This window comes from Myxococcus sp. CA033, assembly GCF_013336625.1.
GTDB classification, from domain to species: Bacteria; Myxococcota; Myxococcia; order Myxococcales; family Myxococcaceae; genus Myxococcus; species Myxococcus llanfairpwllgwyngyllgogerychwyrndrobwllllantysiliogogogochensis.
Map to the genome: position 1 here is coordinate 1 of NZ_JABUMU010000040.1, position 22,219 is coordinate 22,219.

Genomic DNA, 22,219 nt, shown 5'->3' on the forward strand with positions numbered 1-22,219 from the left:
CTCATGGTGCGGGTACATGCCTACCTCAACGCGCGGAATGCACAGCGCTCTGCCTGTCCATCCCTGCGCCGAGCCGACCTCAGGCGTGCCTCCTGACGTCGTGCGAGAATCGAGATCGTTGGTTTAGCGACGGCGGCTCACCACCCCGGCGGCGCCAGCGCGCCTGGAGGGAGCGGAGAGAGAAAAGCGCTCTGGTCCAGGTCGAGCTGACTGCCCGAGTGGCCGTAGTACTGGTCTCGACCCGAATCGAGCACCACCGCTCCGGAGTAGATGTCCCAACCGGGGTCCGACGTCCCGGGCCTCGCGGCGTACATCAAGTCTCTCGCCGAATCGAAGACATGGCCCGAGGCGTGTTGATTGGGCGCGGCTGCGGGGACGATGCCCAGCCCGTGCAGCGTCTCATGCAGCATGGCGAACTCGATGTACCCCGGCAGCGTGCTCGACCCACCGATGGGATTCGAGGCGCAAGGCACCGGGCCGCTCGGCAATCCCTTGAGGTAGAGGGCGGTGACCCTGCCCATCAGCGTCGGAGGCCACGGGGCGCCACCACAAGACCACTCACTGGTGCCGTCATAGTAGACCGCGTACAGCTTCCGCGTGTCGCTGAGCAAGCCCATCGCGGCCAACTCGAGTTCGATGCGATCACGGACATAGGCGTAACCCGTGTTCACATTGCCAGTGTTCGCCGTGCCCTTCATCACCGCGTCCGTCTTCGACAGACGGACGAACTGGATGTCCAACACGGAGCCCGAGACGTCGTAGCGGAGCGCCGCTCCGTTCGTCGTCTGGGAGGTGAACCACGAATACTGAGCCTGGACGGACCGGCAAAGAGCCCCGCTCGTGTCGAGCGCGCGGTCCACCCCATCCGAGGGCACCACATAGAGGATCTTCACCTTGTAGTCCGTGGTGCCATCCGCGCGGTCACCGGTGGCGCGCACGGAGGGACACGAGAACGGCGCGGGCGCCAGCGTGGGGTCGACGAAGGTGGACTCGGCGGCCTCCGCGTGAGGCCAGCCCACTCCACCCAGGGCGACAATCGCCACCCCCGTCCCCAACATGGACAGCGTCAGCCTGCTTGTCTTCTTCATGGTCCCATGGCTCCGCGTCATGCAATGCGAGACAGACTTCAAAGCGGGAACATCACTTCGAGGCACATCCAACCGCAGGCACCAGGAAGGCGCTCAGCTCGGATAGCATTGCCACTGACGGGACGCCATTCCCCCTGGCAAATCCACACATTGACGCGGCCAGCCGCGCGCCCATTCCCACACAGCACGGCCAGCGCCACCCCAATTCTACACAGGCACCGTCCGGATGATGGGCAGCTCACGGACACGAGTCCCCGTGAGCGCGAAGATGGCATTGACGATGGCGGGGGCCACGGGCGGCACGCCGGGCTCCCCCACTCCACCGGGCGCCGCTTCGCTGCGCACGATGTCGACGTGGATGGCCCGAGGCGCATCGACGATGCGCACCAGCCGGTAGTCCCGGAAGTTCGACTGCTCCGTCGCTCCGTCCTTCATGGTGATGGAGCCATACATCGCCAGACTCATCCCGAAGATGACCGAGCCCTCCATCTGCGAGCGGACCCGGTCCGGATTGACGACGAGCCCCGCGTCCACCACCACCCAGGCCTCGTCCACCCGCGCCTTGCCCACCGCGTCCTTCTTCACCGACACCACCACGCCCACATAGCTCAGGAAGCTGCGGTGCGCGGCGAGCCCCAGCGTGCGCCCGTTCTTCTCGCGCTCGCTCCAGCCCGACAGCTCCGTGACGCGCTCGATGACCCCTCGCAGACGCCCCGCGTCGACCGGATGGTTCTCCACCGGCGCGCCGTAGTTCGGCAGCGCCGTGACGCCCAGCTCCGCCACCGACACGTGACGCGCGGGCCCAATCACCTCCAGCAGGTTGTCACGTGGGTCCACGCCTCGCGCATGCGCCAGCTCGTCCATGAACGAGCCCACCGCGAACCCGTGGAAGATGTTGTTCACGGACCGCAGCCAGCCAATGCGCACCTTCGCCAGCGCCTCGCCCATCTCCGCCCGGACATTGGGAATGTCGAGCGCCAGGTCCAACACACCCTGGTTCAAGTCCCTGGCCACCGGCCCCGTCACGTCCTCGGAGAACGTCGAGCGGATGGCCGGAAAGGCCGTGCGATGCAGCCACGCCGTCGGCTTGCCCTTCGCATCCAATCCCGCGCTCAACCGCTGCGCACTGGCCGAATGGTAGTAGTCGTGACGGATGTCGTCCTCGCGCGTCCACTGCACGCGCACCGGCACCCCGGCCGCCTTCGCGAGGAACACCGCCTCCGCGACGAAGTCCGCCTTCGACTTGCGCCCGAAGCCGCCACCGAGGAGCGTGACATTCACCGTCACCTTGTCCTCCGGCAGCCCCGCCATCTTCGCCGCCTCGGAGCGCGCCGCCTGCGGGTGCTGCGTGGGCGCCCACACCTCGCACACGCCCCCTTCCACACGCGCCAGCGCCACCGGCGGCTCCATGGGCGCATGGGACAGGTGAGGCGCGTAGTACTCGGCCTCCAGCACGCGCGCCGCACTGGCCAACGCCTTGTCCACGTCGCCCACGGACCGGGCCGGCTTGCCCGGCGCTCGGACCGACTCCAGCAGCGCCTCGCGGTATTTCTCCGAGTCGTAGGACACGTTGGGACCGTTCTCCCACGTGATGTCCAGCGCCTCGCGACCGCGCATCGCCGCCCAGGTGTTCTCCGCCAGCACCGCCACGCCGCCCCAGCCCTGGAACAGATAGGGCCGCTGAGGCGTGGGCAGCTCCAGCACCTGCTTCACCCCGGGAATCGCGAGCGCCCGCGTCGCGTCGAAGCGGGTCACCTTTCCGCCCACCACGGGCGGACGGGCCACCACCGCGATGAGCATCCCCGGCAACTTCACGTCCGCGCCGTACACGGCCTTGCCCGTGACGTACGCGGGCCCGTCGAGCAGCGGCAGTTCCGTACCTACCCGGCGCAGCTCCGAGAGCGGCCGGAGCTGGACGGCCTCCGGCTTGGGAACGGGCAGCTTCACCGCGTCCGCCACCAGCTCACCAAAGCCCAGCGAGCGCTCCGACCCCCGGAGGTACACGGCGTGGTCACGCGCCTCGCACTGCTCCGGATTCACCTTCCAGCGCTTCGCCGCCGCGGCCACCAGCATGGTGCGCGCCGTGGCGCCCGTGCGGCGCAGCGCCTGGAAGACGCCTCGGATGCTGCTGGAGCCGTCGGTGTTCTGGTCCCCGTAGACGGCGTCTCCCACCGCCTGGACGACCTTCACGCGGGCCATGTCCGCGCCCAGCTCGTCCGCGATGACCACCGGCATCGAGCTGCGGATGCCCTGCCCCATCTCCGAGCGGTGACAGACGATGGTGACGAGGCCATCCGCCGCGACGTGCACGAAGACGTTGGGCCGCAATTCCGGCGCCGACTTCGCGCCCACGCCCGGAGCCGCCGCCTCGGCCGACACCGTGGGCACCAGGCCCAGGGCCAGCCCGCCAACGGAGAGGTTGAGTCCTTCGAGAAAGGAACGCCGGGTGAACACCACGGGCTGCTGGCTCATCGCATCCTCGCTACTTCGAGTCAGGCACGCCCGCGGCCTTCTTCACGGCCGCGCGGATGCGCGTGTACGTCCCACAGCGGCAGAGGTTGCCCGCGAGCGACTGGTCGATGTCCGCGTCCGTGGGCTGTGGCTTCTTCGCCAGCAGCGCCGCCGCGCACATGAGCTGCCCGGACTGGCAGAACCCACACTGCGGCACGCCCAGCTCCACCCACGCGCGCTGGAGCGGATGGCCCCCATCGGGAGACAGCCCCTCGATGGTGGTGACCTCGCGCCCGTCCGCGCGACGAATGGGCGTCACGCACGCGCGCACCACCTGTCCATCCAGGTGCACGCTGCACGCGCCACACAGCGCCTGACCGCAGCCGTACTTCGTCCCGGTGAGGCCGAGCACGTCGCGCAGGGCCCACAGCAACGGCATCTCCGGGTCGACATCCAGCTCCTGCTCGACTCCGTTGACTCGCACCCGGATGCTCATGGCCGTACCTCCTCGCTGGGGCACTGCGCGCCCGTGGCCACCCAGGCCGCGACCAGCTCCCCGAACCTCGCCTGGGTCCCCGGCGCGGGCTGCCTGCCCGAGCCCGGAGCCCATCCCCACGCCACCAGCTTGTCATGAGCGTTGTGCTCGACCAGTTGCTCCAACGTCTTGCCTCCGTTCCGCGCGGGGTCCTTGAGCTGCTCACACAGCTGGCGGGGGCTCTTGCCCACCCAGGACATGGAGCGCGGAGCCAGGTGCCAGTTCGGCGCCCCCGGCACCCGCGCGAGCTCCAGGTTCCGCTCCTGGTGACACCCCGTGCACTCCATGCCCACGACCCCCTTGTCCTCGGGGCCTCGCGTCACCGGAGGGTTGTGGAGCATCTCACCGGAGTCTTGATAGGGGCTGTCGCCGTCGGGGTGACAGTTCGAGCAGCGCGGATGGAGGTAGACACGACTGGTCTCCAGGAACAGCGCGCGTGAGCGCTGCGCCGGGTCCTCGATGCGCTGGAACATGTCCAGCGAACGCAGCTCGCGCGCGTCCACCGGAGGTAACGACTCCCACCGCGCCGCATCGGAGTCGGGCTGACGCCGACATCCTCCGGCACTCGCGAGGAAGACCACCGAGGCCATGACCGGAAGAGCACGCATCATCGCGACAAGGTTCCGGCATGTCGCCCGTCACCACAAGCCGAATGTTCCGGGGCACGCGCCACTCAACGAAGGTGGGAGTCACGCCCCTGTTTCGCGCCTCACCGCGAGGCCGGGTCTCGCGGACGCCGCGAGTTCGCCCGCGTGCGGCGGGAGCGACGCACGGGCGGCGCGGGCGGAGCGATGCGAGGGCTCTGCCGAGGCACCTCGGACAGATAGGACACGGGAGTCCTCCCCACGCGAGGCTTGCTCGGCGCGAGAGGAGCCATCATCAGCAGCCAGAGGAAGTCATACATGGACGCGGACCTCAGAAGCCTCGGAACAGGGGACGGCCGTGGGACAGTCCAGCCCAGGGAATCGCGAATGAGACCAGGAGCATCGCGAGCAGGAGGCCCAGGGCCCACAGGCGGTGACGCGACACGGGTGCTTCCGCGCGCTGACTCAGCGCGGACGCCACGTGCACGGTGGCGAGCGCCAGCAGCATCAACGTCGGATGCTCGACACTGAAGAACCGGAGCGAGGGAACGGACAGGCTCGCGCGCAGCCCGCCCTCCAGCGCGGGGGGCGTGAAGGGACTCAGGCCGAAGTAGAGAATCATCCCCAGCAACATCTGGGTATCGAAGGCGGAGACCGCGAGCACCTGGAGCCGCCTGTCCGAGGGAGTCCATGCACCGCCGCCGAACCAGCCCCGCAGGGCCTTGCCCAGCGCGAGCAGGACGAGCAGCACCACCGCCCAGCGCAGCCACGAATGGATGAAGAGCACCACCGGGTACGCCATCGCACTCACCGCTCCGCCTCCGACGAGGACCGGCGCTCGTGGCCTCGTCGCCGAATGAAGAAGCGCGGGAGCGAGACGGCGCGCGGCAGGGACATCGAGCCTCCGACGCCTGTCACCCTACTGGACCGCGCGCGCCGCCTCGTGCGTCTTGGTGACGCACCCCGCGTCAATCACTGCCGCACGGGGTGCTTGGATAGCTTTCGCTGAAGGCTCCTGCGTTGGATGCGCAGCAGCCGAGCCGCCTGGGAGATGTTGCCACCGCAGTCCGCGAGCACGCGCTGGATGTGCTCCCACTCCGCGCGCGCCAGGGACGGCACCTGATGTTCCAACGCCACGGCCTCGCCCGCCGGCAGTGTGGCCCCCGCGAAGGCGAGCAGGATGTCGTCCACGTCCACGGGCTTGGAGAGGTAGTGCGTGGCACCCCGCCGCACGGCCTCCACCGCGGTGGCGATGCTCCCGTAGCCGGTGAGGACCACCATCGTCGTGCGCGCATCCAGCGCCTTCAGTTCACGGACCAGGTCCAACCCGGAGCCGTCCGGCAGACGCAGGTCGATGACGGCGTAGCCGGGGCGCAGCACGGGCGCACACTCGAGCGCCTCCTTCGCGCTGCCCGCGCCATGCGCCGCGAAGCCCTTGCGGCCGAAGGCCTTCACCAGTCGCTCGCGATAGGGCTCGTCGTCGTCGATGACGAGCACCACGGGGGACACCTCAGGCCGCGGCATGGACAGGCTCCCTCCGGCACGGCAGGTCGAGCGTGGCGCGCGTTCCCTTGCCCTCTTCCGACGACAGCTCCAACCGTCCGCCGCACAGCTCCGCGAAGGTCTGCCCCAGGAACAAACCCAACCCCATGCCCTGCCCCGCGGGCTTGGTGGTGAAGAACGGCTCGCCCAGGCGCGCCAGCACGTCACGCGGAATGCCCGTGCCCTGGTCCTCCACCACGAAGGTCGTCCGCCCCGCGTCGCCGCGCACGCTCACCGTGACAGGTGACTGGGAGGCGTCGCTCGCGTGCAGGCCATTGCGCACGAGGTTGGCCAGCACCTGGACCAGTCCGCGCATGGGGAAACACAGCGACAGGTCCGGGCCCTCCGCGAAGCGCAGGCGCGCAAGCTCCCCCGCGGACAGCTGCTCGCGAAGGCGCTCCAGCACGACGCTGGTCGTCGTTGGCTCCGGCACCTCGCCATAGGTCTGCCCCGCCCGCGCGCTCATCCGCTCCAGGATGTCGCGACACCGCTCCACCTGGTCCCGGATGAGGCGCGCGTCCTCGAGCGCCTCGTGCGGCTCCTCCAGGATGAGGGCCTCCAGCTCGTTGGCCGCGATGGCGATGGTCCCCAGCGGCGTCCCCAGCTCGTGCGCCGCGCCCGCGGCCAGCGTGCTCAGGGACGCCAGCTTCTCCGCGCGCACCGTGAGCAACTGGGCGCGGACCAGGGCCTCCTGCCTGTCTCGCAGCGCGGCGGACACCCGCGCCACCATCAGCGCGATGAGCATCACCGTCAGCGTGAAGGCGACCCACATCCCCAACACATGTCGCGAGTTCGCCGGCATCGAACCGGAGACGTGCGCCAGCTCCCGCAGCGGGACATGGAAATTGACCAGGAGCGCGGGCCCCAGGATGGACAGGAGCGACAGGCCGAAGGTCCAGCGAGGCCCCAGCACCAGCGCCGCCAGGGCCACGTGCACCAGGTACAGCATGGCGAACGGGTTGTCGGGGCCACCGGACAGCGCGAGCAGCGCCGTCAGCAGCATGATGTCGAACGCGAGCACTCCTCCCAGGTGATGGGACTTCACCACCGGCGCGCGGCGGAGCCACAGCGCGAGGAGCAGGTTGGATACGCCTGTCGTCGCCACCACCGCGAGCAACGGCACCACGGGGAGGTCCAGCCCCAGCACTCGCACGGCCACGAACACCGTCAGCGCGGTGCCCCCGACGGCGTGCCAGCGCAGGCGCACCAGCCAGCCCAGGGCAATCGCGCTGGACGACAAGAGGTCCACCACGTCCTGGGCGGAGCGATGAAAGGCGGAGCGCGGCGAGGGATGTCTCGACCACAAGGGGCCGCGCGGGGCCGCCTGCGAGTCGGTGGGCGGGCGGAACACGCCTCTTCTTACCCCGGGAGTCCCCTCCTCGCGAGCGCGTCAAGTTGACGCAGGGCCGCGCGTACACCGGACCAGGGAGGCGGGACACGGGGCCCCTGCTTCCCTGGCCGGTGCGGGCCCGACGACGCTCAGTGGAGAGTCGTCAGACGACCACGGGCTGTCAGATGTAGCCCATCAGCTCACCACGGTCCAAGGCCTCGCCCTTCGAGGTGTAGGACGAGTACCAGGACGTGTTCTTCGTCCCGTACTGGTCCTTCTGGAAGTGCGAGTGCGCACCGGTGGCGTTGCCGGTGCCGCCCAGGTTGCCGACCTGGCAGCGGTTGCAGGTGCGGTCATAGGAGTCGCTGGTCTTGATCCAATGCCACTGGCGGAAGGACCAACCACTGCCGAGGTTGAGCAGCGCCTCGTTCTGGTTGCCGCTGCCATTGCCATTGCAGACGACGCCGGAGGTGCGGACCGTCACGTTCCAATAGACGGTGGCGGAGACGCCCGTCTCGGCGCCCCAGTAGTTGCAGCGCGAGTTCGCGACGTCCACGGCACCGTGGTACGTGCCGCTGGAGTAGTACGTGGTGGCCGTCACCGTGCTGGGGTACGGCGCGACGGCGGTGTAGGCGAGTGCGGCGGTGGGGAGGGCTACCAGGGCCGTCAGCGCCGCGAGGCGCGACTTGGGGCTACGCATCGTTGTTCCTTTCGGGCCGCCCATGCGGCCCCCAGAAGGACTGCTGCTCATCGAGCCTGCTGCAACCGCTGCTTCTCCCTCAGGATCAGGCTCCACTCCTGAAGACCCGTACTCAATGCTCGAATCCACGCGTCGACCTCCGGCACGAGGCGCGGGTCGACGTTGCGCAAGCCCCGCAGCTCCGGCACCGCGCTGGCGAAGCCCAGCCGGGCGAGGCTCTGGAGGATGGACGTGCGCACGCCCACGTCCGACTCGTCGCGGTACAGCGCCACCAACGTCTGGCGCGCGCGGGACATCTCCGGCGCGGGCACGCCCCCCAGCGCCTTCGCCGCCGCCGCGCGCACCTCCGCGTCATCGCCGCGCAAGAGCGTGTGAAGCTGCTCGGCCGACTCCTTGCTGATGGCCGCCGTGGAGATGTTGCCCAGGATTCGCGCCGTCACCTTCGCATCGCTCGAAGCAGCAGCCGCCGCCACCGCCGTGTCGGATGCCGGCCCGTGGAACCCCGCGTAGACGAACTGGTTGTCCTCGATGAGATTCGTCGCGGCCTCCATCCGCACCTCGGGCGAGGCATCGCGCACCAGCCGCGAGTACAAATCCCCGGTGTGCTCCTCCGCGCTCGTGCGGCGCAGGGCCCGCGTGGCGGCGGCGCGCACGGCCGGGTCCGCGTCTTGCGAGGCCCGCTTCCCCACGAGCTGGAGGGTGGCCACGCTCTCGCCCCGGTCCGTCTTCGCGGCCAGCGCCGCCGCCAGGTGTTCCACCATGAGGGGCTCCGTCTCGCGCTCGAAGGCCGCGCGAAGCTGCTCCTCTGGCAGCGTGACGGCGGACTCCTTCAGCAGCTCGCGCAGATAGCGTCGGTATGCCGGAGACTTCGACTGGAGCCCGCGCCGGATGGAGTCCATCAAGCCCTCGACGGAGCATGTCTCCGGCTGGAGCGCGGGTGGAGGGAGCGGAGTCCCCGTCGCCTGGGCGAGGGACGGGGAGGGAGCCAGGAGGGACAACGACGTCAGCAGGCAGAGCGCCCGGGCCAGCAGGAAGGTGCGCGTCATGGAGAGCTCAGTCGCGGTGGAGGCAGCCGTAGGGGTCCTGGTCCGCGAGCGCGAGCCACACGCGCTCGAAGTCGACGACGCCACTGGCGTAGATGCGCTCGAAGTCCTGGTACGTCGCCTGGAAGCGCGGGTCGACGAGCGCCATGTTCGCCATGACGGGCAGCGCGTCCTTTCCGGCGGCGCGCGCGGAGAAGCGGAACAGCGCCCAGCGCACGCACACGTCCTTCTCCGGCTCGAAGGCGCTCGCGAAGGTCTCCAACACCTTCGCCCGGTCCTCGGACAGCGACAGGTTGTGCGCGGCCGCGCCGCGTCCGTCGGGACTGCCCTCGGTGGTGAGGACCTTCGCGTAGCCGTCGGTGGCGCTCGCGTCCAGCACCGGCGCGGTCTCCATGGGCGTCGACAGCGCCATGTACCGAACGTGCTCGTCGAGCGACTGCGTGCCGATGTTCAACAGCTTGTCCAGGTATGGCGCCGCGTTCGCGGTCCGCTCATGGTCGTTCTTCATCACCCGGGCGATGGTCCGCGCCGCCGCCCAGCCCGCCTCGCCCGACGCCGGGTCCTTGGCGAAGTCCGTCAGGCGCGTGAGTACCTCGGGCGACAGCTGCTTCTGCGTATCCAGCGACGACAGCACCCCGGCACGCCGCTCCGGCTCCAGCGTCGCGTCCAGCCCCAGCTCGACAATCTTCCGGGAGACCTCCGGCAGATGGACGGCCTCCGAGTCCTTCAGCGCCATCGCGAAGACCTTGAACTCCTTCGGCCCCGCCTCGCGCGTCCACCCCAGCACCTCATTCGCCCGACCCGCGTCGTTGCCGATGAGCTCCGTCAGGCGCTCCTTCAAGTACATGCGGACCAGCGGGTCCCTGGAGGAGAGCAGCGGCGCGGCCCACTCGCGGAACGTGTCGAGACTCACGCCTTCGTTGAAGCGCTCCAGGTCCTTCCAGCAGGTGGTGGCGTCGTACCGGGGCGCTCCCGCGGCGGCCTCCTCCCCTGCTTCAGCGCCTGGAGCAGCGCCTGCCTTGCCCGGCCCACGGCGTGAAGGGGCGACACCGGAGGCGGAGCCTGGCTCCACCGACTCGACCGGGGCGACGCCGTCGCCGCCACGTCGGGCGACGAGCCCCACGGCCAACAACAGGAGCCCACCGCCCAGCAAGGCGATGGCTCGGCGACGAGTGAAACGCGAAGGCCCGTCCGGGGGTGTGGGACGCGAAGACGATTCGGGACTCATGCCCCGCCGACCCTACTACCGGACTCCTCGCCTTCCTTTTAATTTCTTAAAAATCGGAAAAATCCGTCCCAATCCAACAAACGGGCAGTCCTGTCGCCAACGCCCGGAGTGTGTGTTTGAGACAGGTGAGCCGGCTCACGGGGCCGAGGGTGGCACCAGGGAGCTGGTCGCCATCAGCAGGTTGCCGGAGGCGTCCTTGGCGAGCGCGTACAGCTTGATGGGGCCCTTCACCGAGGGGACCTTCACGCGCCACGAGCCCGGTGTGGCGCCGGGCGTGGAGCGCAGGCGGATGACCTCGCCGCGCTCGAACCGGGTGGCCGCGCCCCGGAAGTTGTAGGCGAAGGAGATCTCCAGCGGCTTGTCGTCGGCCGGCTTCGCCTCGAGGCGCACGTCCGCCCAGGTCCCCGTGGGCTCCTTCTTCACGCCCTCCACGGTGAGGCCCTTGATTTCGGGCAGGGGCGTCGCCGGCTTCTGACCGGAGTACGCCTCGCGCACCGCGTGCCACGCGGGCCGCGTCGACTTGCCCGACAACATGCCGAGCCAGAGGCTGGTGTGGTCGAACGTCGAGCTGAAGTTGAAGACGAACAGGCCCAGGCAGTTGCCCGCCTTCACGTGGGGCGCCAGCGCGTTGTTCCACGCGTCGACGATGACGGCGTACTTCTCCTGGTCATCCGGCTCGCGGGCAATGCCGTGGACGTCCTTGGGAGCCTCCCACTCGCCCTGCGCGCCGAACTCGGTGATGAGCCAGGGTTTGGTACCGCCCTCCTTCTTCAGCGCCTCCGGCAGCGCATGGATGCCCCGGCCGTAGACGTTGAGCCCATACGCGTCGAGCGACGGGACGAACTTCTCCCACCACTTCACCGCGAGCACCCACGCGTCCACGGAGATGACCGGGTGGTTCGCGTCCGACTTCTTGATGTCCTGGACCACGCCCTCCAGGAAGCGCGCGTAGGCCTCCTTCGCCGCGTCGCTGGGGCTGTTGAGGATGACCTCGTTGCCCACGCCCCAGGCCAGCACCGCCGGGTGGTCCTTGAAGCGCCGCACGCTCTCCAGCGTGTCCGCGCGCTGCTTCTTCATGCCCGCCGTGTCGGTGAGGTAGTCGAAGGAGTCGTCATCCTCCGCGCCGGGCTGGCCGTGCCGCATCCACAGCCCGACGAGGACCTTGAGGCCGTGTTTGTGCGCGGCGTCCAGGAGCAGCGGCGTCTCCGCGCCCACGCCCCAGGTGCGCAGCGTGTTGACGCCCAGGGCCGCCAGCTTCGCGCAGTCCTGCTCATACGCGGCGGAGCTGCCACTGCCGCTGAAGGTGACACCCTTGGCGACATAGGGGCGTCCATCCACCTGGAGCTGCCATTGCCCGTCCACCCGCAGCAGGGCGGTCCGGGCCTCGGCGGCCAGGGCCGGACACAGCACGAACGCACACAACAACAGCAGGACGCCGCGAGTGGGGTGGAAGCGAGGGGCCATGGGGCGTGGATGGTAACTCCTTTCAGCTCCCATTTCCGGCATGCCACGAAATCTCGGAGAAGGAATCCCAGGCTCCCCGTTCAGCTCGCCAGCAAAGGAGCAACCACGATGAACTTCTTGGGAAGCATCCGCCGGAGCCGGCGGCGAGTCTGGGGAATGGCCTGTGCGCTGGTGCTGGGCGCCTGTGGAGACAGCACGCCGCCGGGAGACGATGGGACATCCTCGGAGCTGGAGACGGGCACCACCGCGCAGCCGCTGGCCTTCTCCTCGCCCATGGAGTTCTCGGAGCTGCGCGGCCTGCCCGCGGCGCCCGCGACAATGGACACCACGGTGGGCGAGCTGCTCGCGGTGCTCCCCAGCCCCCGCTTCGACGACCTGCGCGGCGTGCTCTCCGGGCGCCACGTGCCCACCGACAAGGTGCGCGTGCTGACGTCCTATGCCCGCGACTATCCCGTGTTCCTCAAGGGCAATCAGGCCCTGCTGCCCCACGCGGACGGTGTCGTCGCCCTGCAGAACCCTGTCGTCAACTGGCAGACATTGCCCGGCAACGCCTGTTCATTCAGTCACGCGTGCGCCAACCTGTTTGAGGTCTCCGAGCAGGACCCGACCCAGCGCAAGTACGCGGCCGTCGTCGTGGTGGCCCCCGTCGTCGAGCTGGCGGGTCCGGTGGACACGGGCGGCGCGACGCTCGTCATCGCCTCTGGCGCCTACACGTCCCGAGGCTTCCCGCTGCGGACCCTTCCCGTGGTGCGCACCGCGCAGGCTGACCCGGACCCGACCGACGCGATTGTCCCCCCCGGACGCAACGGGCAGAACAGCGGCAGCTTCGTGCTCTACACCAACGTCCTCGACGGCGTGCGCGTCAACACCACGGGCGAGCGGGGCGAGGACGGCTGGCTGGGCGCGGATGGCCCGCCGACCACCATCTCCCACACTGTCACCGGCAACAACGGTCCCGACCCCAAGCTCAACTGCACCGGCACCATCGTCAAGCCGCCGCAGAACGGCAGCAACGGCGGCAACGGCGGACGCTCCGGCGACGTCGTCATCCGCTACACGTCCCTGCGCGGCCCCGGCCTGGTCAACGAGCCGAACAAGGCCTCTCCGGTGACGCCCGAGCAGTGCTTCATGGACGAGGCGCTGCACTGCCAGAGCCTGCGCTGTCGGTGGAACCCCGCCATCGCCCTGTGTGATTTGCTGACCGAGGCGGACAACGCCCAGTGCGGCGACGGCATCGACAATGACCACAACGGCTTCGCGGACTGCCAGGACTACGCCTGCTCCAAGAACCCCCACGTCACGGTGTGCGCTGACGCTTCCTGGGGCCCCATCCAGAAGGAGTCCTCCGCCGAGGCCTGCAGCGACGCCAAGGACAACGACGGAGATGGCGCCGTGGACTGCGCGGACACCAAGTGCCGCCTGCGCGGCTTCTGTCAGCAGTCGCGTCCGTCCAACAGCGAGTTCTCCGAAGACGCCTGCGGCGACACGCTGGACAACGACGGCGACGGGTACGTCGACTGCGCGGACTACTCGTGCCTGAACCACTCGACGACGTGTGGAGCGCAGGGCGAGGGCGGCGACGAGGAGTGCCGCGACCTGCTCGACAATGACGGCGACGGGCTGGGTGACTGCTCGGACCCGGGCTGCCTCGGCAATCCCTACTGCGGCCTGGGCCCCGCGCTGGTCCTCACCAGCGGACTGGAAGAAGCGAGCGACGCGGCGTGCGCGGACGGCCTCGACAATGACTTGGACGGCCACAAGGACTGCGCGGACTACGAGTGCCGCTTCAACCCGCGCGTGCTCTCCGCCTGCGGCACCGAGCGCACCCCTCAGGCCTGCTCGGACGGCCTGGACAACGACGGCGACGGCAAGACGGACTGCCAGGACTCGAACTGCGCGAGCAATCCGTACGCGAAGGTATGCGAGCCGGACGACTACCCCTTCCTCCAGGAAGCCACCGCTGTCACGTGCAGCGACGGCGTGGACAACGACGGGGACAACTGGACGGACTGCTATGACTTCCAGTGCAGCAACAGCCCCCTGACGGGAAGCGTCTGCGGCGCGCAGGAGAACACCTATGCGCAGTGCACGGACGGGCTGGACAACGACAACGACGGGTTCAAGGACTGCGCCGACGAAACCTGCCGCAACAGCCCCTTCATCGGCGACCTGGCCTGCAAGAACAAGGTGCAGACCTTCCACGACGTGTCCCTGTCGGAGTCCTACAACGGGCGCTACGTGGACACGCGCGCGGAGCTCGTCACCGTGGCGCCCGGCGGCGGCAAGAAGGGTCTGGGCGGCAACCGCCCCTCCAAGACGGTGACGGTGACGGTGCTCGAGTCCCCTCCGGGCACCTGTGAGCACTGGGAGACCTACCTGTGCATTCCCCGGGAAGAGCAGCGCACCTGCTTCCTGGGCACCAAGTCCACCGCGGGCGTCGCGGGCACCGCGGGCATCGCCGGGACGCAGCGCATCCTCCGCTCGGCGCGCCGGGACGTGGACATGCTCCGCGCGCTGCTCGCTCCCCAGTCATGGCGAGTGAACCAGGCGAACGGCAACACCCTCTTCAAGCGCGGCGAGCTGGAGCGGGCCGCCTTCGTCTACACGCAGAACATCATGGAGATGGGGGGCATCCTCGCCCAGGCGGGCCTCGTGTGTGACGAGCCGCTCGACGCGCAGGCGCCCTTCTCGTCCGCGTACCTGTACGGCGCGCTGTGCCCGCTGATGGCCCACGACGTCACCCGCCTGAGCTACCTCCAAGGCCAGCGCAACTTCTACGGTCTGGCCAGGGAGACCCCCTTCAACTCGCACCTGCGCTACGAGCAACTCCGCGCGGAGTTCGACTCGCTCTACGACGTGCTGGACAGCTCCGTGAACCAGTGGCTCGCGCTCTCCAATGGCATGCAGTTGTCCGCCTGGATGACGCAGAACCAGGTCGCGATGAACGCCGAAGTCATCGCGCTGGAGGCCCAGGAGGCCGCGGACAGCCAGCGCATCACCGCGGCGAACGCGGCGCTGACCGCCCTGCAGACGTCCATGAACAACCGCAAGGCCGCCATCACCCAGCTCACCGAGAGCATCCAGGCGACGGACACCCGCATCACCAACCACTACAACGCCAACAACAAGGACTTCGCGGACTTCGTCCTGGATGTCATCGGCAAGGTGGCCGCCTCGTACGGGGGACAATTCGCCGCCGACCTGGTTGGGAATGGCGCGGAGAGCATGTGGAGTGAGATGAAGAAGAGCTTCAAGTCGGAGGCCAGCGCCACGCCCGTGCCCGGCGCGGGGTCGACGAGCAGCGCGAGTACGTCCTTCCACTCCCAGGTGTGGGAGGCTCTGAAGACCAGCGGCGCCGAGGCGGCCAAGAGCAAGCCCTTCAAGGACACGCTGAAGACGGGCGGCACGCAGCTCTGGGACATCATCAACGGCAACCAGAAGAACCCGGCGCGCAGTGTCATCTCGGACGAGGTGAAGAAGGAAATCCTGTCCCAGTCCCAGGTGGAGATAACCCTGGACCTGCTGGACCTGCAGGCCCAGCTCATCAAGGCCCAGGCGGACTACAAGCTGGCGCTGATGGAGCGCGACACGACGCTCCTGCGCCAGCGCAACGCGGTGGCGGCGCGCGACGCGCTCAACGACATCCTCCACTTCGGCAGCGGCACGGAGCTTCGGAAGTTCGACCAGTTGCTCATCGGCCAGCAGGTGTACGCGCGGGCACTGCGGACGTTGGACCAGCTCACGATGCGCTACTGGGAGCTCATCCGCGTGGCGGAGTACCAGTACCTGCCCTTCGACCCGAGCACCGGCGGCAGCGCCATTCCCGTCTCCTTCCGCGACAACATCGACTTCCATCTGGGCAACTACCCGGACATGAAGACGCGGCTGGTGGAGGGCCTGGACAGCCTGGCCTCGCACACGGTGCAGAGTCCGGCGCAGTACTACCGGCGCCTGCCCGCCGGCGCGTTCCATGCGCTGTCTGTCAACGAGTTGGAGCGGCTCAAGCCGCTGGGTGAGCTGGTCAACGGGCCGACGACGTACCGGGGCGCGCGCTTCCAGGTGACGGCGACGGACCTGGCGGCCTCACCGGACCTGGCGCTGCGCAAGGGCCACCGCGTGCGCAACGTGCGCGTCAACGTGGTGACCACCAGCGGCGCGACGGCCAACGTGTCGGCCGTGCTGGTGCGCGACACGATGGATGGCTTCAAGCTCGGCAACCACTTCGCCGAGTTCGAGCTGTTGAGCAAGGACGACTACACCTCCGGAGGCAACCGGCAGGTGCTGCACTACGTGCCCTTCTCCGCCTGCGCTTCCGGCCCTCCGGCGTGCGACCTTGCCAACGCGACCTGCACCACGCCCTTCCAGTCGGCCTCGTTCACGGACTCGTGCAGCATCGCCCTGGGCGGTTCCACCCCGGCCACCAACTCCTTCTATGACCGGAGCCTCCTGGGTGAGTGGACCCTGCTCATCGACACGACGAGCTTCACCAACCTGGGTGAGGTGCGCGCGGCGGAGGTCGTCTTCCTGACGCTAGGCAGCGTCATCTGATGCCGGGATGACTCCGGGTGCGGGCTTGCGACCAGGCGGGCCCGTGCCCGGAGTTTGGGGTGGCTCCCACGCTCCGGGTGCCGCAGCATGCGGCCCATGGAGACTCCCAAGCCCGTGCCGACGGCTCTCACCATCGCCGGCTCCGACAGCGGTGGTGGCGCTGGCATCCAGGCGGACCTGAACACCTTCTCATTCCACCGTGTCCACGGCACCACCGCGCTCACGGCCATCACCGCGCAGAACACCCGGGGCGTCACCCGCGTGGACGTCCTGCCCGCCGCCGCCGTGGCCGCGCAGATGGACGCCGTCGTCGAGGACCTGGGCGTGGGCGCGGTGAAGACGGGCATGCTCGTCAACGCCGAAATCATCTCCGTCGTCGCCTGGCGGCTGAAGGCCCTGAAGCCCGGCCCGCTCGTGGTGGACCCCGTCATGGTGTCCCGCGCCGGAGCACGCCTCATCGACGACTCGGCCGTCGGCGCCTTGAAGGAGCACCTGCTGCCCCTCGCCGACGTCGTCACCCCCAACCGCCATGAGGCGGAGCTGCTCGCGGGGATGGCGCTGAACACGCTGGACGACATGAAGGAGGCCGCGCGGCGAATCCACGGGCTCGGGCCGCGCGCGGTGCTCATCAAGGGCGGAGGCATGTCCGGGGAGCTGCGCGGCCTGGACGTCTGGTTCGACGGCGAGCGAATGGAGACGCTGTTCCTGCGCGCGGTGAAGACGCACAACACCCACGGCACCGGCTGCACGCTGTCCGCCGCCATCGCCGCCTGGCTCGCGCTGGGGCAGGACGCCCGCGAGGCCACCCGGCGCGCCAAGGCCCACGTCACCGCCGCCCTGGAGCACCCCCTTGCCCTGGGGCGGGGCCATGGCCCCTTCAGTCACTTCTCCCCTCTGGAGACACCCTCCTGACGCGGTCCGGAAATCCTCCGGAAATAGGCTGTCGATTCGCCTCCCTCCCGTTCGATTCCTGGGCGGGAGCGTCTGCTCCCCCAACACCGTGAGGACCGACCCATGAAGTACCTGCTGATGATTTACGAGAACGAGAAGGCCTGGGAGTCGAAGTCCAAGGAGGAGTCCGAGCAACTCCTGGGTGAGTACTTCGCCTACACGGACTCGGTCCAGAAGAGCGGCAACCTCATCGCGGGCGAGGCGCTGCAACCGACGCAGACAGCGACGACGGTGCGCGTGCGCGACGGCAAGCGGCTGACGACGGACGGGCCTTTCGCGGAGACGCGGGAGCAGCTCGGAGGCTTCTATCTGGTGGAGGCCAAGGACCTCGACGAGGCCATCGCCCTCGCCTCGCGCATTCCCAGCGCGCGGCTGGGCTGCATCGAGATCCGCCCGGTGTGGGAACTCTCCGAGTCCGCGGGCTGAGGCCCACTGCTCGGGCCCCGGGGCGGTGCCTCGGGGCCTGGGTGGAGTCTCCATGACGGACCTGCCGTCGCTGCTCGAACAGACCTGGCGCGCCGACTATGGCCGCATCGTGGCCACGGTCATCCGGGTCATGGGCGGAGACTTCGGCTCGGCCGAGGAGGTGGTGCAGGAGGCCTTCGAGGCGGCGCTCCTCCAGTGGCCGCGCGAGGGTGTGCCGAAGGAGCCTCGGGCGTGGCTCCTGCGCGCGGCGAAGAACAAGGCGGTGGACCGGGTGCGCAGGGGGGCCCGGCTCGGCGCGCGCGTGGATGCGCTGGAGGTCATCGCGCGACTGGAGCAGGAGCTCGCCTCGCCGCTGGATGGGAGGGACTGGCAGGACCATCCAGATGACTCGCTCCGGCTGCTGTTCACCTGCTGCCACCCCGCGCTGGCGGAGGACATCCAGGTGGCCCTGGCGCTGCGCACGCTGTGCGGCCTGACGACGGAGGAGGTGGCCCGCGCGTTCCTGGTGCCCGCGGCGACGATGGCGCAGCGACTGGTGCGGGCGCAGCGCAAGATTCGCGACGCGCGCATCCCCTACGTCATTCCGGAGGCGGATGCGCTGGCCGAGCGCACCCGGGGCGTGCTGCACGCCATCTACCTGCTCTTCTCGGAGGGACATGCCGCGACGGAGGGCACGGAGCTATTGCGCACGGACCTGTGCGCGGAGGCACTGCGGCTGGCGAGGCTGGCGCGCTCGCTGCTTCCGCTCCATCCCGAGGTGGCCTCGCTGCTGGCGTTGATGCTGCTTCATCACTCGCGTCGCCGCGCGCGCGTGGCCGAGGACGGAGGGCTGGTGCTGTTGGACCGGCAGGACCGGAGTTTGTGGGAGGCCGAGGAGATTGAAGAGGGGTTGAAGCAGCTCGATGCGGCGATGGCGTTGGGCGCGCACGGGCCTTACACCGTCCAGGCGGCCATCGCGGCGCTCCATGCACGGGCGAAGCGTCCGGAAGAGACCGACTGGGAGCAGATCGCCGCTCTCTATGGACGGCTCACCGAGCTGACCCCCGGCCCGGTGGTGGAGCTCAATCGCGCGGCGGCGGTAGCGATGGCGCGCGGCCCGGAGCAAGGGCTCGCGCTGGTCGATGACCTGGAGTCCTCTGGCAGGCTCACCGCGTACCACCTGCTGCCGGCGGCCCGCGCGGAGCTGCTGCGCCGACTGGGCCGCTGGCGGGAAGCCGAGGCTTCCTACCGACGGGCACTCGCGCTGGTGCGCACCGAGCCCGAGCGGCGCTTCCTGGAGGAGCGCTTGCGAGAGGTGCTCGCGAGCCCCCCGTCATCCGACTGACGCGAAGCGGGCCTTTGCGAGAGCGTCGGGGTTCGCCCGCGCGAGCCCCTCGCACGACAAGGGCCCGCGCGGAGCCCCTTGTCGGCCTGCAGTCATCGAGCGTCGTGCCTCAGTTCCAGAGCTCGCGCGCGAGCGTGTCCACCAGCGCCACGGCGACCTCCGGCGAGGGCAGGCCGAGCTCGCGAATGAGCGCGGCATCGGTCGGCTCGGCCACCTGCGCGCGCAGGGCCTCCACGGCGCGCACCTGAGCCTCGCGCACGGCCGTCCGCTCGCTTTCGGGAAGACGCGTGCTCGCCCAGCGGTCAATGGCCCACGACAGGTCGGCGTGCCGCGTCTCATCCTCGGCGATGCGCGCCATGGCCTCGCGCACCTCGGAGTCCTCCGCATGCAGGGCCTGGTGGTAGGCCACGAGGGCGCCGTACGTCTCGCGCACGCACCCCTCCACCGCATTGTCGAGCACCACCTCCGCGAGCGGCCTCGGAGGAAGCGCTGCCACCACGGCGGGGCTCGGCGTCGCGCCGTGCTTCCGGGCCAGACGGCCGCAGACCTCCGCGTGCGCCACCTCCTCCATCGCGCTGCGCAGCGCCGCGTCCTGGAGTTCGACGCCCGCGCCGTGCAACGCCAGCTCCTCGCGCAGCCGCAGGAACGCCTGGATGGAGGCTGCCTCCATGTGGGCGATGATGGCGAAGTGGTGTCCCAGGGCATCCGAGCAGTCGACCACGCCATTGGAGCGAAGCCCCGCGGGCCTGCGTCCGTCGCAGCTGCTGGGGCCTTTCTCCAGAATCTCGCTGCGCGTCTCGCGCACCTCACCCTCGGGCGAAACCAGCAGCACGTGCTGCGTCCACGGCCCTCCCCCCGCGCAGATGGTACCCGTGGTGGCGACCACGTTGTAAGTACCGTCGGCGTTCGCCTTCACGGCCCCGTGCTCCAGTTCGGAGCAACTCACCTGATAGGAACGGTCGCCCTCAGCGACGACGCGCAGCACCGCTTCCTGCGGCGTGTCGATGGTGCCCAGGAAGCTCAGGAGCGCCTCCAACGAGTTGTGCGCTGTCACCACGTCCCCCTGCGTGGTCGCGAGATAGTGCGTCACGCAGCTCAGGGAACGCTCGCCACAGCTCGTGCCGAAACCCGTCGTGGAGGTCAGGGCCTTGAGCTCGGAGCGACAGCTCGGTCCATCCGTGGCCGTCACGCAGCGAACGCCCGAGGACGAAAGGGCGGACTCGGTGAAGGGCGGCCGCATCATGGTCGAGTAGACACGGCGCAGTTCGATGAAGTCCGTCGGCACCGAGGGTGACAGGTCCCTGACCGAGAGCTTTCCGTTGATGCAATCGGGTGGCGAATATCCATCAAGGTCCAGGCCGCCACAGCCCGCCAGCACCAGGGGGGAGGCCAGCGAGGCACGCAGCACCCGCGTGAAGAGTTCGCGCAATCGACTCGAATTCATGGAGCATTGTTCCTGACGCAAAGAAGGTCTTAATTCCAGAGCTCGCGAGTGAGCGTGTCCACCAGCGCCACGGCGACCTCGGGCGCGGGCAGGCCGAGTTCGCGAATGAGGGCGGAATCCGTCGGTTCGGCCACCTCCGCGCGCAGGGACTCGATGGCGCGCAGCCGAGCCTCGCGCACGGCCTCCAGCTCGACCGTGAGAAGACGCGTGCTCGCCCAGCGGTCAATGGCCCACGACAGGTCGGCGTGCCGCGTCTCGTCTTCGGCGATGCGCGCCATGGCCTCGCGCACCTCGGAGTCCTCCGCGTGCAGGGCCTGATGGTGGGCGACCAGCGCGCCGTACGTCTCGCGCACGCAGCCCTCCACCGCGTTGTCGAGCATCACCTCCGCGAGCGGCCTGGGCGGAAGCGACGCCACCTGGGGCCGCTCCGGCGTCGCACCGTACTTCCGGGCCAGACGCCCGCAGACCTCCGTGTGCATCACCTCGTCCATCGCGCTGCGCAGCGCCGCGTCCTGGAGCGAGGGGTCCGCGCCGTGCAGCGCCAGCTCCGCGCGCAGCCGCAGGAACGCCTGGATGGAGGCCGCCTCCAGGTGCGCGATGAGGGCCAGGTGCCGCCCCACGGCATCCGCGCACTCGACGAAGCCTTCCGACTGGAGTCCCGCGGGCCGACGTCCCACTGAACAGCCCTTGTCGCCGCGCTTCAGGACGTCGCGTTCCTTCTCGACCACCTCGCCCGAAGCCGACACCCCCAGCACGAACTGCGTCTCCTGGGTCCCCTCTCCGCAGGCGAAGCCCTGGGTCGCGACGACGTTGAAGCTGCCATCGCCGTTCGCCTTCACCGCCCCCCGCTCCAGGGTGGTGCAGCTCAGGGTGTAACCGTCAGCGAAGACACGCAGCAGGGCTTCCTGGGGCGTGTCGATGGCGCCCAGGAAGCCGATGAGTGCCTCCAACGAAGTCTTGGCCGCCACCGTGTCGCCTTCCGTGGTCGCCAGGTAGTACGACTCGCAGAACAAGTTGCAGACGGAACGAAAGCCCTCCTGAGGGGCCAGGGCGGCGAGCTCCGCCTGACACGTCGCGGGCTGGGACGCCGTCGCGCAAGCCGTGCCCGAAGACGACAGCACCGTATGGAGGCGCGGGTTGCTGCTCCCATCCCCGGTGTCCTGGCTCCGGCGGAGCTGCACCAGGTCCGGCTGGGTCGCCGGGGACAGGCCGCTCATCGAGAGCTTCCAATCGTCCTCACACACGGGAGGCGAGTAGCCCTTCAGGTCCAGGCCGCCGCAACCGGCCAGCAACAGGGGAGAGGCCAGCGAAGCTCGCAGGGCCTTCGCGAAGAGCTGGCGCAGTTGATTCGAGTCCATGAAGGCTCCCATCGAGTGAGCCTCTTTCAACAGCAATGATGGTGCCAGCGAGCTGTCACTCGGCGCGCAATCCGGAACGCTGACAGGCACACCCTGATTTCCCCCAGCCTGCTCAGAAACCTGAGGCGGGGATTGATCAACTCGAAGGCCTTCGGCGTCCAAGCGGGCTCACCATGACGCCACCTCGCTCCGAGCCCCCCTGT

Annotated in this window: 18 protein-coding genes; 4 read left to right on the forward strand and 14 right to left on the reverse strand. The window is 69.2% G+C overall.

The genetic code is table 11. The features are described from left to right. Positions 1 to 137: 137 nt before the first annotated feature. The 12 genes from HUA78_RS44670 to HUA78_RS44725 all read right to left on the reverse strand — a co-directional run bounded on the left by HUA78_RS44670 (position 138) and on the right by HUA78_RS44725 (position 11,965). On the reverse strand, positions 138 to 1,088 hold the full coding sequence (locus HUA78_RS44670; RefSeq protein ID WP_174465664.1) for a hypothetical protein: 951 nt from the start codon (positions 1,086 to 1,088) through the stop codon (positions 138 to 140). A gap of 207 nt (positions 1,089 to 1,295) precedes the next feature. Then, on the reverse strand, positions 1,296 to 3,560 hold the full coding sequence (locus HUA78_RS44675; protein ID WP_174479000.1) for a molybdopterin cofactor-binding domain-containing protein: 2,265 nt from the start codon (positions 3,558 to 3,560) through the stop codon (positions 1,296 to 1,298). A gap of 10 nt (positions 3,561 to 3,570) precedes the next feature. After that, complete coding sequence (locus tag HUA78_RS44680) at positions 3,571 to 4,035, reverse strand: (2Fe-2S)-binding protein (RefSeq protein ID WP_141642356.1); 465 nt, start codon at positions 4,033 to 4,035, stop codon at positions 3,571 to 3,573. Beyond that, positions 4,032 to 4,685, reverse strand: coding sequence for an Isoquinoline 1-oxidoreductase subunit (locus tag HUA78_RS44685; RefSeq protein WP_174463778.1), 654 nt, complete (start codon positions 4,683 to 4,685; stop codon positions 4,032 to 4,034). Before HUA78_RS44685 ends, HUA78_RS44680 begins: the two co-directional genes overlap by 4 nt. A gap of 98 nt (positions 4,686 to 4,783) precedes the next feature. Further along, positions 4,784 to 4,978: a hypothetical protein gene (locus HUA78_RS44690; RefSeq protein WP_174458827.1), complete on the reverse strand. Its 195-nt coding sequence runs from the start codon at positions 4,976 to 4,978 to the stop codon at positions 4,784 to 4,786. Positions 4,979 to 4,989: 11 nt separating this feature from the next. Then, positions 4,990 to 5,460 carry a hypothetical protein gene (locus HUA78_RS44695; protein WP_174463802.1) on the reverse strand — a complete coding sequence of 157 codons (471 nt, stop codon included), beginning with the start codon at positions 5,458 to 5,460 and terminating at the stop codon, positions 4,990 to 4,992. A gap of 170 nt (positions 5,461 to 5,630) precedes the next feature. Continuing rightward, on the reverse strand, positions 5,631 to 6,182 hold the full coding sequence (locus HUA78_RS44700; RefSeq protein ID WP_141642359.1) for a response regulator transcription factor: 552 nt from the start codon (positions 6,180 to 6,182) through the stop codon (positions 5,631 to 5,633). Beyond that, the gene (locus HUA78_RS44705) at positions 6,169 to 7,551 is read right to left on the reverse strand and encodes an ATP-binding protein (protein ID WP_174465666.1); all 1,383 of its coding nucleotides are present in this window, start codon (positions 7,549 to 7,551) and stop codon (positions 6,169 to 6,171) included. The genes HUA78_RS44700 and HUA78_RS44705 overlap by 14 nt, the downstream gene beginning before the upstream one ends. Positions 7,552 to 7,711: 160 nt before the next feature. Next, positions 7,712 to 8,230, reverse strand: coding sequence for a hypothetical protein (locus tag HUA78_RS44710; protein WP_141642361.1), 519 nt, complete (start codon positions 8,228 to 8,230; stop codon positions 7,712 to 7,714). Between the two features lie 47 nt (positions 8,231 to 8,277). Next, positions 8,278 to 9,276: a HEAT repeat domain-containing protein gene (locus tag HUA78_RS44715; protein WP_174465667.1), complete on the reverse strand. Its 999-nt coding sequence runs from the start codon at positions 9,274 to 9,276 to the stop codon at positions 8,278 to 8,280. Positions 9,277 to 9,283: 7 nt separating this feature from the next. After that, positions 9,284 to 10,501, reverse strand: coding sequence for a hypothetical protein (locus HUA78_RS44720; RefSeq protein WP_174479001.1), 1,218 nt, complete (start codon positions 10,499 to 10,501; stop codon positions 9,284 to 9,286). Positions 10,502 to 10,636: 135 nt separating this feature from the next. Beyond that, the gene (locus tag HUA78_RS44725; protein ID WP_174479002.1) at positions 10,637 to 11,965 is read right to left on the reverse strand and encodes a glycoside hydrolase family 2 TIM barrel-domain containing protein; all 1,329 of its coding nucleotides are present in this window, start codon (positions 11,963 to 11,965) and stop codon (positions 10,637 to 10,639) included. Positions 11,966 to 12,073: 108 nt separating this feature from the next. Between HUA78_RS44725 and HUA78_RS44730 the strand changes: the two genes are divergently transcribed. From HUA78_RS44730 to HUA78_RS44745, 4 genes are all read left to right on the forward strand, one after another. Continuing rightward, on the forward strand, positions 12,074 to 16,513 hold the full coding sequence (locus HUA78_RS44730) for a hypothetical protein (protein WP_174479003.1): 4,440 nt from the start codon (positions 12,074 to 12,076) through the stop codon (positions 16,511 to 16,513). 87 nt (positions 16,514 to 16,600) lie between these two features. After that, positions 16,601 to 17,425: a bifunctional hydroxymethylpyrimidine kinase/phosphomethylpyrimidine kinase gene (gene thiD, locus HUA78_RS44735; RefSeq protein ID WP_174465671.1), complete on the forward strand. Its 825-nt coding sequence runs from the start codon at positions 16,601 to 16,603 to the stop codon at positions 17,423 to 17,425. A 102-nt stretch (positions 17,426 to 17,527) separates the two neighbouring features. Beyond that, on the forward strand, positions 17,528 to 17,890 hold the full coding sequence (locus HUA78_RS44740) for a YciI family protein (RefSeq protein WP_174458833.1): 363 nt from the start codon (positions 17,528 to 17,530) through the stop codon (positions 17,888 to 17,890). Between the two features lie 52 nt (positions 17,891 to 17,942). After that, the gene (locus HUA78_RS44745) at positions 17,943 to 19,214 is read left to right on the forward strand and encodes an RNA polymerase sigma factor (protein ID WP_174479004.1); all 1,272 of its coding nucleotides are present in this window, start codon (positions 17,943 to 17,945) and stop codon (positions 19,212 to 19,214) included. Between the two features lie 109 nt (positions 19,215 to 19,323). On the opposite strand, the gene HUA78_RS44750 is transcribed toward HUA78_RS44745, so the two are convergent. Continuing rightward, complete coding sequence (locus tag HUA78_RS44750) at positions 19,324 to 20,658, reverse strand: ferritin-like domain-containing protein (RefSeq protein WP_174479005.1); 1,335 nt, start codon at positions 20,656 to 20,658, stop codon at positions 19,324 to 19,326. Positions 20,659 to 20,687: 29 nt separating this feature from the next. Then, complete coding sequence (locus tag HUA78_RS44755; protein WP_174479006.1) at positions 20,688 to 22,016, reverse strand: ferritin-like domain-containing protein; 1,329 nt, start codon at positions 22,014 to 22,016, stop codon at positions 20,688 to 20,690. Positions 22,017 to 22,219: the final 203 nt, after the last annotated feature.